Source organism: Pseudoalteromonas sp. T1lg23B, from assembly GCF_002964665.1.
In the GTDB taxonomy this organism is placed as follows: domain Bacteria; phylum Pseudomonadota; class Gammaproteobacteria; order Enterobacterales; family Alteromonadaceae; genus Pseudoalteromonas.
Genome location: NZ_PQBZ01000002.1, coordinates 46,492 through 60,441, shown reverse-complemented (window position 1 = coordinate 60,441; position 13,950 = coordinate 46,492). Strand labels below are relative to the sequence as shown.

Annotated in this window: 8 protein-coding genes; 3 read left to right on the top strand and 5 right to left on the bottom strand. The window is 44.3% G+C overall.

The window, feature by feature from the left end; translation table 11 throughout:
* Positions 1 to 147 precede the first annotated feature (147 nt).
* Positions 148 to 621, top strand: coding sequence for a Dps family protein (locus tag C2M32_RS00525; protein ID WP_105166608.1), 474 nt, complete (start codon positions 148 to 150; stop codon positions 619 to 621).
* Here the strand turns inward: C2M32_RS00525 and C2M32_RS00520 are convergent.
* The 4 genes from C2M32_RS00520 to C2M32_RS00505 all read right to left on the bottom strand — a co-directional run bounded on the left by C2M32_RS00520 (position 589) and on the right by C2M32_RS00505 (position 7,542).
* Positions 589 to 1,014, bottom strand: a complete 426-nt coding sequence (locus C2M32_RS00520; protein WP_105166607.1) for a hypothetical protein — start codon at positions 1,012 to 1,014, stop codon at positions 589 to 591. The two genes, C2M32_RS00525 and C2M32_RS00520, sit on opposite strands and share 33 nt — an antisense overlap.
* Positions 1,015 to 1,042: 28 nt before the next feature.
* Entirely contained in the window at positions 1,043 to 3,100 is a 2,058-nt protein-coding gene (locus C2M32_RS00515) for a S9 family peptidase (protein WP_105166606.1), read from the bottom strand.
* Between the two features lie 119 nt (positions 3,101 to 3,219).
* Positions 3,220 to 6,363 (bottom strand): efflux RND transporter permease subunit, encoded by a 3,144-nt coding sequence (locus tag C2M32_RS00510; protein WP_105166605.1) that lies wholly within the window; start codon positions 6,361 to 6,363, stop codon positions 3,220 to 3,222.
* A 15-nt stretch (positions 6,364 to 6,378) separates the two neighbouring features.
* Entirely contained in the window at positions 6,379 to 7,542 is a 1,164-nt protein-coding gene (locus C2M32_RS00505) for an efflux RND transporter periplasmic adaptor subunit (protein ID WP_105166604.1), read from the bottom strand.
* 259 nt (positions 7,543 to 7,801) lie between these two features.
* Here C2M32_RS00505 and C2M32_RS00500 point away from each other — a divergent pair, with 259 nt between their 5' ends.
* Together C2M32_RS00500 and C2M32_RS00495 are read left to right on the top strand one after the other, a co-directional pair.
* Positions 7,802 to 8,986: a tetratricopeptide repeat protein gene (locus C2M32_RS00500; RefSeq protein WP_105166603.1), complete on the top strand. Its 1,185-nt coding sequence runs from the start codon at positions 7,802 to 7,804 to the stop codon at positions 8,984 to 8,986.
* Between the two features lie 107 nt (positions 8,987 to 9,093).
* Positions 9,094 to 10,866: a PKD domain-containing protein gene (locus tag C2M32_RS00495; protein ID WP_105166602.1), complete on the top strand. Its 1,773-nt coding sequence runs from the start codon at positions 9,094 to 9,096 to the stop codon at positions 10,864 to 10,866.
* Positions 10,867 to 11,017: 151 nt separating this feature from the next.
* On the opposite strand, the gene C2M32_RS00490 is transcribed toward C2M32_RS00495, so the two are convergent.
* Complete coding sequence (locus C2M32_RS00490; RefSeq protein ID WP_234401188.1) at positions 11,018 to 13,894, bottom strand: TolB family protein; 2,877 nt, start codon at positions 13,892 to 13,894, stop codon at positions 11,018 to 11,020.
* Positions 13,895 to 13,950 lie beyond the last annotated feature (56 nt).

Below are 13,950 nucleotides of genomic sequence, written 5' to 3'. Positions count from 1 at the left end.
AAACTCACGTATAACCCACATATATAAAATTATTGGGGCAATCGTTTTACTTTGATTTATTTTTTCGATTGATTACATAGATTTTAGTCGATGGGAATTCAAGCGGCTTTCACCCATACTAGTGAACATCAAAACAAGGAGCTTAATATGAATACTACGAACTCAATTGGTTTAGACCATCAAAAAAGCCAATCATTGGTGACATCACTAAATACACTACTGAGTAGCTATCAGATCCAGTACATGAATGCGCGCGGCTTTCACTGGAACATCAAAGGTCGTAATTTCTTTGAGTTACACCAGAAGTTTGAAGAAATTTACAACCTGCTTTTAGAAAAAGTGGATGAAATTGCGGAGCGTATTCTCACCATTGAGGGTAAGCCGTTACACGCTTTTTCGGACTATCTAGAGACCAGCAAGATAGCCGAAGCGAAAAATATCAGTGATGGTGCAGACGCTTTAAACAATCTGTTAAGTGGGTACAAAGTCTTGATAGCCATGCAACGTGATATTCTTGAACAAGCGGGCGACGCGCAGGACGAAGGCACAGCAGCGTTGATGAGCGATTACATTAAAGAGCAAGAAAAGCTAGTCTGGATGCTTAAAGCCTATCTCAACTAAGCGCTCTATATTGTCTTTATGGTGCGGCTGTGAGTTTACCAACTGTGCCATGTTGCTATGAAAACAAATACTGGTTGTGGTGCCTTGCCACAACTGCGTCAAAACGTGGCGGGCAAGTACATTTGCCCCCACGTAGTCAACGTGTTTCAGACCGCGTTGCGTAACGCCGGAAAAGTATTGACGAGTGTCTTCCATACTATCAGCAGTGCTCATTTCAAACTCACTCATGTCTACAACCGCATACGCTATACTTTCTGCGGGAAATTTACTGGCATAGGTACGTAAATCTTCCTGAAAGGCCAGTACACCTTCTTTATTGAATGCGCCTTTGAGGCTCATATAAGCATAGGGTGGTTGCATATAAACACGCCAAAGGCCATGCGCTAAAAACATCTAAAACACCTTACTAATTATAATGCTATCATGAAGATAGCAGGGCTATGAAAAACGTCATTTCCAGTGCTTTATCCTGCAAACTTTTGAAGCGTCCAGATGCTCCCCCATGACCCGCATCCATATCCGTCTTGAATAACAACAAATTATCATCCGTCTTTACTTCTCGCAACTTGGCAACCCACTTCATTGGCTCCCAGTATTGCACCTGTGAGTCATATAAACCGGTTGTCACCAGAATATGCGGATAATCTTGCTGTCTAAGATTATCATACGGTGAATAGTTCAAAATGGTTTGGTAGGCAGTCTTGTTATTTGGGTTACCCCATTCGTCATATTCGTTAGTTGTTAGTGGGATAGACTCATCCAACATCGTGGTCAACACATCCAAAAATGGCACATGACAGCCCACGCCTAAGTACAACTGTGGCGCTTGATTGACAATGGCTCCCATTAACAAACCGCCCGCACTGCCACCAGAGGCAAATACCTTGTTTTTATCTGCATAGCCCTGCTCAACCAAGCTCTTTGTGACATCGATAAAATCATTAAAGGTATTTTGCTTGTGCGCTTTTTTCCCCTGCTCATACCAAGATCGCCCTAGCATTTCAGAGCCACGAATGTGCGCGATAGCATACACAAACCCTCTGTCTAGGAGTGATAAAGTAGCGCTTGAAAAACTCGGATCGATTGTAATACCGTAAGCGCCATAGCCGTATTGCAGCATTGGGTTGGTGCCATCTTTGTGGAACTTTTCTTTGTGATATACCAGCGATACTGGAACTTGAACCCCATCTCTGGCTGTTACAAATAACCTCTTAGAAGCGTAATTACTGGCATCAAAACCACCCAACACCTGCTGCTGCTTGCGCAGTATTTTACGACCCGTTTTTAAGTCACAATCATACACGGTGCTTGGTGTCGTTAAGCTAGAGTAGTGAATTCTCACGGTGCTGGCACTCGATTCAGGGTTATAGCCGATCCCCGCGTAAAAACACTCATCGTCAAAACTAAGGTGGTAACTTTCTCCGTGGTAGTTGTGTACAACAAAACGGATCTGACCAAGTTCCCTTTCTGTAATGACGAAATGGCTATCGAATAATTCCATACCCTCTATCAAAATATGTTCGCGATGTGCTATCTGTTCCTGCCACTTTGATATGTCACCAATGGTTGTATCACTTGCTTTAAGCAAACGAAAATTCTTAGCTTGGTGATTAGATAAAATATAATAATTTCCTGCGTGTTTATCGATACCAAACTCATGGCCCTCGATACGTGGGAACAACCGTTTGAACTCACCCAATGGTTCATTTGCATCCAGCACCATCACATCACTGGTTTCAGTCGCAGCAAGATGAACATAGATCTCACTTTGATCACGGCTTTTACCCAGTTCCATGTAAAACTGTCGATCTTGCTCTTCATATACCAAAATATCATCACTTTGTGGTGTACCAAGTAAATGACGATAAACTTGATAGCCAAGTAAAGTTTGCGGGTCTTTTTTAACGTAAAAGACGGTTTTGTTATCGTTTGCCCAAACTAATTGTCCCTCTGTGTTTTCGAGCACATCCGCGAGGTATTGATTATTAGAGAGATCTTTGAAGCGTATTGAGTATATACGGCGGCCATCTGTATCTTCACTATAGGCAAGCAAGTTATCATTTGGACTGACGTTAATTTCGCCGATATCGTAATATTCATAGTCACGGGCTAGCTGGTTAACATCCAATAGCAAGGTTTTATTAGTGAGCTGTTCATCTGTGGCACGAAAATGACTCGCGTATTCATCATCACCTTGTACATCGCTGACGTACCAGTATCCACCATCTTTCACAGGTACTGAGCTGTCATCTTTAACAATGCGACCTTTGAGCTCCTCAAACAAAGCATCTTGTAGTGATTGATGTGCCGACATGTGATGATCGGTAAAGGCATTTTCTTGTTTAAGGTGCGCAATGACCTGATCATCCTTTCGGTCGTCATCTCGCATCCAGTAGTAATTATCGATTCGAGTATGTCCATGATGCGTCATACTGTGTGGGATTTTTTTTGCAATGGGTGCAGACACTTTATCAGTCACTACGCTGTTCCTATTTTCTTTTTTGTGCAGTCTAACATAACTTTTATTAGCTTGGCGGGAATGTAAACACGTAAAAAAGGGCCAATTATCATAATTAGCCCTTTTTATAATTACTCTGCTTAATTAGGCATACGCTGCTTACTCGGAGCAGTAACAACCCGTTTCAACGCTTGAAAGAATGCCCTAAATACCGCTCTGACATCCGTCATAATGATATACAAACAAGGCACCAACAGTAAGGTGATCAAGGTTGCGAAAATCACGGCAAAACCCAGTGATACAGCCATGGGGATCACAAACATCGCCTGTAAGCTGGTTTCAAACATTATGGGTAAAACACCGGCGAACGTGGTGATAGAGGTTAACGTTATCGCCCTAAAACGTGCGCAACCTGCATTGATCACCGCCTCTTTTAGTGTCATTCCTTCTTTGCGAGCTTGATTCACAAAGTCAGTCATTACCAACGAGTCATTGATTACTACGCCTGCCGCAGCAATGATCCCGTATGTTGACATCATGCTCAGATCTAGTCCGAAGAATAAATGCCCCCAGATGGCACCGACCAAACTGAATGGGATCACAGACATTACAATCAAGGGTTGTGCATAACTTTTCAACGGTATGGCCAACAGTATGTACACAATCAACATACCCACAATGAAAAATACCAGTTGCTCGTTGGCCTGAGCCTGCTGCTCTTCAACCGACCCACCTAATTTGGTTTTTACCGAAGGAAATGATTTTAGCAGCTCGGGCAGAATGTCATCATCAATGCGCTTGGTGACAGCATTGGGCTCAACGACTTCCTCATCAATGTTTCCATACACATAAACAGTACGATAGCCTTCCTCTCGACGAATATAGCTGATCCCTGGCTTTTCAATCAGTTCAACGACATCACCTAACATCACATCTTTACCTTCAGGTGTGGTGATCACGGTATGTTTCAACGATGAAAATGCTTCGCGAGTCAGTTTTGGATAACGTACCATCACGCGTACTTCTTCACCATTTCGGATCACACGCTGCGCTTCTCCACCATAAAAACTAGCCCCCACTTGCGAGCCTATATTTTGCAGGTCTAGACCCAAGTCGTAGGCGACTGGTTTGAGTATTAGTTGAATTTCCTTACTGGCAGGGTCGATGGTTGAGCTAATATCAAAAAGCCCTTTTTCATCTTGTAACATACGTATTAGCTGTCTACCCGCCGCGTTTAAGGTATCAATATCGGAGCCGTAAAGCAGATAACCAAAATCACCATCTCCCCCTATGTTGATAACTTCTTCCTCTATAAGGATCGATTTCACACCGGCGATTTCAGGCATTTTCTCACGCCAACGACGGGTTAGTTCAAAGGTATTAAATGGCCTAAGTGGCTCATCTACCAGTGGGGCCAACACTCGACCTTCGGTACGTCCTTCATTCATAACCATGACATCACGCACCATTTTTTGACCGTACTCTTGTTCTATCTCTTTATCCACCGACACGATCAGTTCTTCTAACTGGCGAATTGCGGAAATAGTTTGTTCATCCGATGCGTTATCATTCATGGTTAAATTGATTGCTGGAAAATCATGCGGTATTTTCGGCACAAATAGTGTGCGTACAGTGCCACTGGTGACAAGCACAATACTCATAATAAACATACCAATAAAGGCAAATAGTACCGTCCAACGCCACTGTACGCATAGCGTCACAAATCGTTTATAAGGCCCGTTTACAAAGCCAAAAAAACGCTTGTTGAAACGGACACGCCAACTGTTTTCTGGCATCGGAGCAAATTTTGTATGGGCAATATGTGCTGGCAGGATCAATTTTGATTCAATTAAACTAAACGCCAAGCACAGTAAAACAACCCCCGCAATTGACACAAAGTTGGAACTATCTGGACCACTTGAAAACATCAGTGGTACAAAGACAGCCATCGTAGTTAACACCCCAAATGTTGCAGGAGTAGCAACACGTTTAGCACCACGCACCACACTTTCAACACCCGGACCGTTCTTTTCTATTTCTGTATAGGCACTTTCTCCAATCACAATCGCATCATCGACCACTATCCCCAGTACCATGATGAACGAAAAGAGCGAGACCACGTTAACGGTAATATCCAACAGCGGCATCGTCATTATCGCGCCTAAAAAACAAATAGGTAGGCCAACCATAACCCATAACGCTAGCTTAAAACGTAAGAAGATGGAAAGCATGATGGCGACCAAAATCGCCCCTTGAAAAAGATTGCTCTTCATCATATCGAGGCGACCATTGAGGTAGTAGGTCATGTCAACGAGAGGATCGATTTGCACCCCTGCTGGTAGTTGCTCATTTTTATGCGCAATATAGTCTTTAACCGTCTCAGCAATTGGGATCATGTTTTGTTCTTTGGTCGCTTTGACCGCAATATATACGGCATTGTTGCCATTGAGTTTGAAGTACCGTTCACCCTCGGTAAAAGCATCCTTGATCACAGCGACATCTTTGAGTAACAACTTCGCGCCATTTTCTCCTACCTTTACCGGTAATTGACGGAACTGTTCGCCATTGTATGACTGATTTTCGACCCGCACAGAAATGATCCCTGCATCGGTACGCAACTGACCTGCTGATATATTCGTCGAATAACCACGTACAGCCTTTGTCACATCACTTATGGTGAGGTCGTATTGGCGCAACATATTTGGGTCAATTTCTATGGCGATTTCATCCAAAGGGACACTCACCTCAACCAAAGACACATTGCTCAACTGCAATAATTCGTCTTCTATATTCTTGGCTATAGGCTTTAAGTCCGTCAGTGGCAAATCGGCCGAAACGGTCATACCAATCACATCTTGACGAAATTCTCTTTGGCTGACAGTTAGCGGCTCCATCGCAGCAGGAAACGTGGCGATACCATCAACTCGAAGCTTCACCTTGTCCATGACGTCGGCCAGTTCAACATCAGGGTCAATCTCTAATGTCGCACTACCACCATTACGAAAAGCTCGATATACCCCTTCTTCAATTTCGGTAACATCTTTGAGCGCTTCTTCTATTTTGACCAGAATACTTTCTTCAATCTCCTGCGGTGATGCTCCAGGATAATTCGCTTGTATATTTATGTAGTTTAATTCCACATTCGGAAACATTTGTCTCTGAATGGAAAAATAAGAGGCAATACCCACAATGATAATAAACCACATCAACAGGTTAGCCGCGACAGTATTATTAGCAAAGTAGGCAATAACGCCCGTTTGTTTTTCGTGCTGTTGTGTACTCATTACTGACCCCAGCCTTTACAAGGTTTGCTTTGACGCTTTGGCATCAGATGAATCAGCGCCAGCAACTTTGACTGCCATACCCTTTTGCGGATACTCCGGTACAGTCGTTACAATGCGTTCATTGCCATTGAGGCCAACATTAACATAGAAATATTCACCTTCTTCACGAATGACTTGAACCTTACGCGGCTCTAACTTGTTCTCATCATTTAACAACCAAACGGTTTGGTTGTTTACTAAATCTTGTGGAAGCTTGTATATACGACTTAGTGTTTTACCCGCAAAATCCACTTGTACAAACGCACCAAACTTCAGTGCGGGTTGTTTAGACTCCAGCCCGTAGGGATCATCAATTCTGACAACCAAATTAACCATTCGGGTTTGCGTATCCACAACCCCTAAATCTCTGTCGATCACAGCTTGGCGTGTGAAGCCGTTCAACCCGCTTTGCGTCACTGTGGCTGGTATGCCTTCAATGCGCTCAGGTAAGAAAGCACTGTCAAATCCGGCAATGGGGATCACAATCTCAGCGGCTTCAATGTTATTGAGTTGCGCAACCGGTGTACCTACGCTCACAAACTGGCCTAAACCAATACTACGAGAAACAACCAATGCATCATAAGGAGCGACAACTTCACAGTTATCTAAATCTCTCTGCGCTCGCTTGAGTCCAGCCTCTGCGGACTTAACCGCCGCTTTGGCACTCATCAACTGGGGCTTGCGTAAAAATAGGTCGGTATGCTTTTTACTCGGAAAACGTCTCGCTTCATCAGCGGCGACCTCAGCCAACGCTTGCTCCTCGATTAACGCAGCTTTAGCACGAGATAATTCAGCTTCAGCCTGTAGTAATGCGGCCTCATAATTATCTTTTTCGATACGCATTAATACATCGCCACGGGCAATAACCCCACCGGGAATAAAGCTCGGATGCCAATACGTTACTTCGCCAGATACCTGCACGGATAGATTCGTTTGCTCATATGGCTTTACTTCACCATAACTATTGATGATGACTTGATGATCCAACGCTGAGATTGACTCCACTTCAACCACGGGTCTGCTGTCAACGGGTTCCTTTTCTTTTGGATCTGCAGCTACTGCATTAATACCCCACGCACCAAGTCCGCCGAGAGTTAACACTGCAAAAGGCAGAATCCACCTCATTATGTTCGTTTTCATGACTGCACCTTGTGTAATTTTCCTACACCTATCATAACAAGTTTATGGCTGAGAAAAACGTGACATTTGTAAGTTTCTATTACATATTTTAGGGCCAGCTCAAAATGCCATGAATGGACCTAAACTCGACGTGACTTAAACCGTGAAAATGCCTCCGTTACGCGACCTAAACATGTACCAGTTTCCCGCGCTGAGATAACAATTGTAAATTGTCTCTAGAAAGATTACATTTTTGAGTGATAAATAAGGAAGTATCACAATGAAAAGACTCTTAGCATTATCTTTAATACTACTCCTAGCAGGCTGTAAGCAAACCCAAAAAGTTGAAATAAAAGCGCCACTTGAAAGACCTTCCAGCCTTTTAAACCATAGCATTTTTACCCGTTTAACTGTCGAAAATGAAGCCAGTATCTTTGCGCTGCCTGACGCGGAGCGGCAAAAGTTCATAGCCTATTCAGAGGCGCAAAAACAAAAAAACATCCGCGCCGATACCATCATTGCTGACTATCTGGATAGTAGCCTCGACAGATTCAGTTACGATGGCGCCACACATAATGCCACCGATACGCTCACAAAGAATGAAGGTAATTGCATTAGTCTCGCGATTTTAACTCAGGCCTATGCCAATATACTCGGCGTAGAAACAAGCTTTAGAGAAGTTGCCACCATGCCTGTGTATAAAAAGCAGGACCAAACCATTTTGGTATCTAATCACTTTAAAACAAAGCTATACGCCCCACCCGAACAAGATGATGAGAATTGGTTATATGCGATTCGCCCAGGAACGGTCGTAGACTACTTCCCTGCACGAGACTTAGTGTTTATCGGTAGCGCTACATACGCTGATTTGGTCGCCAAATATTATGCGAATCTGGCCACTGAAGCATTACTGGCAGAGCAATTTGATACAAGCTATTCCCTCGTGTCCCAGGCCCTTGAGTATGCCCCATATGACCCGGAATTGATTAACCTAGCGGCTATTTTACATCGCCGAGTGGGTGACACTGATACCGCCAAAAAGTTGTTTGAATTTGCCGTGCGCAATAAACTAGTAAGCAGTAACTTACTTTATAGCTACAGCTATTTAGCGCAACAACTTGCAGATAAGCAACTACAACAAGACCTAGAAAAAAGATTGTTGGATAACGCAAAAACGCCGTTTGATTTTTTACAGCTTGCCGAGCAAGAAATTGCCAAGGAGCGCTATTTTAGTGCAGAAGAAATGTTAAAAGAACTGGTAGTAAGCACGCCCTACATTCCCGAACCTTACTTTGCGTTAGCGAAGATTTACTACCTTCAAGATAAAAAAGAAAAGGCCGCAAAATATTTACAGTACGCGATCGAAAAATCGGAAGATAGAGAAAAACAAGGGGTTTATCAGGCGAAGTTGAACACGCTCAAGTTTGTTGGCGGTAGTTATAACCAAAACAAAGAACAAAATTAAACTCAATGTTAATTTATTATTAACAACTTATTTACCTGTGCGTTTTTTCGTTCTACCTTAGATGTGTCTAACTTTTAGACAAAACTAAAAACATGTAAGGATCAACAATGAAAAAACGCTATTTTCTCCCAGCTCTAGGTATCGTTTCAATGACCGCTTTAGCACAAGCGCCATTAACAGAAGAGCAAATGTTAAACTTCACAAGCAAAACGACCGAAACCATCATCGGTAAAACAGAAACACTGAACCTAGCACTCAGTGGTAAAACCAACACCATCTCACAAACTATTTCGCACCCAAATGCCAGTTACATAAAACTACATTTTAAAAACATTAACTTAAATGGTGGTGGTAAACTTGTTGTCAGAGCAACTGATAATAGTGAACGTTATGAATACACCGCGTCTGACATGCGTAAAGCGACGCTAGAAAAGGGTGATAACGGAGCCAGCAACTTTGCAGCAATGTCAGTATCAAGTGATACAGTTGTTGTCGAATACACTCCTGGTCAGGCTAATAACGCTAATTTAGGCACACCTGTCATCGATTATTATCACTTTGGCACCGAAGATCAGCTCAGTGCTGCTGATGTTGACACATTATCAACCTGTGGGGTTAATGAGCGTAGAGACGTTCAATGCTGGGCACAGTCTCACCCTACAGAATTTGAACGCAGTCGTCCGGTTGCACGCTTAGTTATCGGTGGTCGCAGCTTATGTACTGGTTGGCGTGTTGGTGCCGACAACCACATGTTTACTAATAACCATTGTGTGGAAACAGCATCAGAGCTTACATCTACTGAAGTATGGTTTAATTACCAGCACACCAGCTGTAATGGCAGCACTAAAGAGACAGTAGTTAAAGTTACAGGTAAAGATTTCCTAAAAACAGATTACACGCTGGACTACACATTATTTACTGTTAACGACTTTGAGTTAACAGAGCCGTTTGGTTATTTTGGCTTGGATGTACGCGATGCAACACAAGGCGAGCGCATCTATATCCCACAACACGGTTCAGGTAATCCAAAAGAACTTTCTATTGAATCAGACCAAGACAGCAATGGTTTATGTCAGGTGAATGAGGCCAACGCCAATGGTCGTGGCACTGGAACTGACCTGGGTTACTACTGTGATACGATAGGCGGCTCTTCAGGTTCTCCTGTACTTGCAGCTGCAACCAACAATGTTATCGCACTACACCACCTCGGTGGCTGTACCAACAAAGGCGCTAAAATCAGTAAGATTTGGCCTCAAGTTGCCAGCCAGTTTAACAATCAAATCCCAGTGGGCGATCAGCCTGGTAGTGACCCTGTTCCAGCGGCTCGTTTCACCTACAGCTGTGACAAGTTAGCCTGCCAATTCGATGGTTCAGGTTCAAGCGTGCCTGGCGGTTCAATCAATCAGTATGAATGGCAGTTTGGCGACAACAGTAGCAATGGTTTCGGTAGCAGTGTCGCACACACATACACCAATGGTGGTGATTACTCTGTAACGCTAACAGTCACCGATGATCAAGGCCAAACCGCCGCTCTGAGTAAAACGATTTCTGTTTCTGATGCAACCGACCCTGCACAGCTTCAACGAGGCGTAACAAGAACTGATCTATCCGGTGTAAAATACTCTGAGCAGTACTTCTACTTTGACGTGCCGATGGGCGCGACTAATATTACCTTCAAAATGGCTGGCGGCACGGGTGATGCGGACTTGTATGTGCGTAAAGATGAAAAACCTACTACATCTACATACGACTGTCGTCCTTACCGTTGGGGCAATGGCGAAACCTGTACACAAAACGATGGCGCGGGTAGATATCATGTCATGATAAGAGCATTTTCAGCATTTAATGGCGTACAGCTAACTGCCGACTATACTAACTAAGGCATATCGGGAGAATATGGGTAGAGCAGCTTATTTCTTGTTCCACCCAGTTAGGTGTACATCCTGACATGCACTTCATTCTCCATATCTGTTTTATACTCAAGGCGACACGGCAGTGTCGCCTTTTCTTTATATTTTTCAGACTATTAGATTATAAGTCATACCATAAGCCTAACCAGGCTCTATTTTCATCTTCAAAGCTATCCCCTTCCACGCGACTCAAACCCGCATCAATTTTGAAGTCACTTAAGCCTGCTGGGGCAAATTTACCCAGCCAAGTTTGCCCATTGAACCCCATTGACCATTTAATACCGTAACTTTGTGCAAATATCTGTTCATCGAGTTGATGTTGTTGGTAGTACAACCATGGGTAGCGCTCTTTTAGCGTTATAGCCCCACCAAAGCCTTCATATTTATTCCCTTGGGCAGTATAAAACGGCAGCTCTGGTGCCATGATGAGATTGACCAATCGCATTTCGCTCATTAGCGACGAGCTGAATCCGCCTAAATGTAGGCTCTGCTCTTCCCGCTTAGCGTACTGATAAGATACCATCATAGGAATGTGAAAAGCTTTACCAAACAGGCTCGCTGAAAGGTTTTGTCCTTGCCAATCATGCCCAGCTGTTTGCCCCTCTACCCAATGACCCGATAACTTTTGACCAATTGCGAAAGACTGTTGATCATACAACCAAGACTGCTGTATGCCTGCCCGTTGCCAGCGGTGTGAAACCGACTGATGCTGCTGTTTTTGCTTGCCAAACAGACCAGCAAACTGAGCCTGTAACGTCAATTGCCCCCATTGGTAGCTCTGACTAAGCTGTGCAAACATGCCATGTTGCTCTTCGTCAACCAAATCTAAAGATGTTTTCGCAACGCTGTTGATTGCAAAATCAAAACCATGTACATCCAGTTGCAACTGTCCATCTTGATAGCGTAACTTGGCAAAATTACCTTGAAGCCCCCCGTGTGATACATCATGCGTATGACCAATGTGCCAGCTCAGCCGTTCCAAAAAGTCCGACCCTTTTAAGCCAACATCAAGCAAGGTGGTGCTTGCCGAGGCATATTGTGCTCCCAAAGTCAGCGAGGCATCCTGACGCCAAATATCATACTGTTGCGATGGCATGTCAGCTGGATACACTTGCGCTGGTGGTAACTGAATGGCATACGTGTTGAGCGCCTGTTGTTCGGCTATCTCATGCGCGCTGTCTGGCCGTACTCTAGGTTCAAGCTCATTCACTAACTCGCCTTGCAATGCTGGCAACTGATACATATCCACCCCCTCAAAGCCACTCGACAAATAAAGAAGCTCTCCATTTTTGTAGGCAATGGGAAACTCAAATAGTGCTTGCCCCTGAGTCAGCTTGTACAACGCACCGGGGATAAGTTCATATCGATAAATATCCAAAGCGCCGTTCTTACCTGCCACAAAGTACAGTGCATCTCCTTCTGGCGACCAACTTGGCTGTGTTAGGTATTGATAATCTTTGGGCAAGGGCACAGGCTCAGTCTTCTGAGTCATGACATCTTGTATATACAACTGCCAATCTTCATTTATGCTGTGTTTCAAAAATGCCAGCTTTTGCTGCACAGCATTAAATACCGGAAAGTCATATAAAGTGCTTAACTGCTTATCGAATAACGGCGTTACCTGTAGGCTGGGCAAGTGAATTTTAACCAGCTCTGAATAGCCATAAGTCACCTGTTCCGCATAAATGGTTTGTCCATTGCCAGCGAACGAAAACCGCCGTATTGCTTGATTTTGAGTAAGTTGTTCAACTTTGCCTGAGGCAAGCGACCAACGAAACAATTCACCTCTGCGCAGCTTAGGGTTTGTTGTATCTGTCGTAGAGGCGACGAAGTACAGCGTTTTATTGTCTAACCACTGAGGATAGCGAATACCTGAAAAGTTGATGGGCTCCAGTGAATGGAGCAGCTTTTTAGCAAACACTTTGGGGCGCACTTCTGCCACATCTTGTGGATCTTCCTTTAGCAAGTCGCGCTGCTTATCCATAAACGTTCGCTCTGCATCGGGGTCATCTTGGGTTTGGTAGACGTTGAGCTTAACTCGCCCTTCTTTATCACGCTCGACAATGGCTAACTGACTACGATCAACCGACAGCACAGGGCTACTGGCACCATATCCATACTCTTGCCACAAGGTACTGGTAAGCTCGGGCTCTTGTTGTTCTTTGGTCATTGCCTGATAGGTATATTCAGCAATGAAGCGTCGGTACAATGTCGCAGGATGCTCTGCAAACACCCCCTTGAAGGCGCTGGTAAAGTCTCGAGAAGTTACCGCGCGCATCCGCGTCCATACCGCATCAAGTGTTTGCTGTGAATAACGTTGCTCCAACCAAGCGAGAAACCGAGCCCCCAGCAAATAGGCCATCGACTTAGATTTATATTCATGGTTTCCATCATTCAACTGTTGATAGCTAAGTAAGGCACCTTGTTGCGCCAATTCCCGCAACAGCGCTTCACTGTAATTATCGTATAGCCTGCCACGTCCCGTCATTTTTGACTCCACCAGCGTGGCGTATCCTTCTGCCACCCAGCGCGGCATCATAGCTTCTGAGATGTCATACAAGTCCCATACATCCCGTAACGCTTGTTTCCATGTACCTCGACTAGGCTGTGAAAGGTGAACTAAGTGTATGTATTCATGCAATATAAGTAGCTGCTGCCAACTATTGTGGTTAGCAATGACAGTGTCCGATTGCGGCGGGGTTGTAAACAAGGCCATAAGTGGGTTGTCACTACTTGGCAGTGCAAACCCATTCGCTGCATGGATGGGATCAAAAATGACGACATCCGCCTTTGCATTTAGCCCTCGGCTTTGTTGCTGCCACACTTTTTCACGTACAATTTCTAACTCTTTGGCCGCGCTATTGGCCCATGGCTTGTGACCTTGAGTATAGTGAACGTTAAAGTGCTCGGTCTGTATCGTGTACCAATTAGGCGCCGCAAAGGCTAGCGCCGCCCAGATTGAAGTAACGAGCAGGCCCACGAGTTTAAGAGCGCTCACACATATCCATTGTAAAGACATAAATTCTAAAACCTCAAAAGCTTGGATGTAGTCAG

Bases quoted from the DNA above. Each gene is read 5' to 3' on its own strand.
- C2M32_RS00525 (WP_105166608.1), top strand. From the start codon at position 148: ATGAATACTACGAACTCAATTGGTTTAGACCATCAAAAAAGCCAATCA.
- C2M32_RS00520 (WP_105166607.1), bottom strand. From the start codon at position 1,014: ATGTTTTTAGCGCATGGCCTTTGGCGTGTTTATATGCAACCACCCTAT.
- C2M32_RS00510 (WP_105166605.1), bottom strand. From the start codon at position 6,363: ATGAGTACACAACAGCACGAAAAACAAACGGGCGTTATTGCCTACTTT.
- C2M32_RS00505 (WP_105166604.1), bottom strand. From the start codon at position 7,542: ATGAAAACGAACATAATGAGGTGGATTCTGCCTTTTGCAGTGTTAACT.
- C2M32_RS00500 (WP_105166603.1), top strand. From the start codon at position 7,802: ATGAAAAGACTCTTAGCATTATCTTTAATACTACTCCTAGCAGGCTGT.
- C2M32_RS00495 (WP_105166602.1), top strand. From the start codon at position 9,094: ATGAAAAAACGCTATTTTCTCCCAGCTCTAGGTATCGTTTCAATGACC.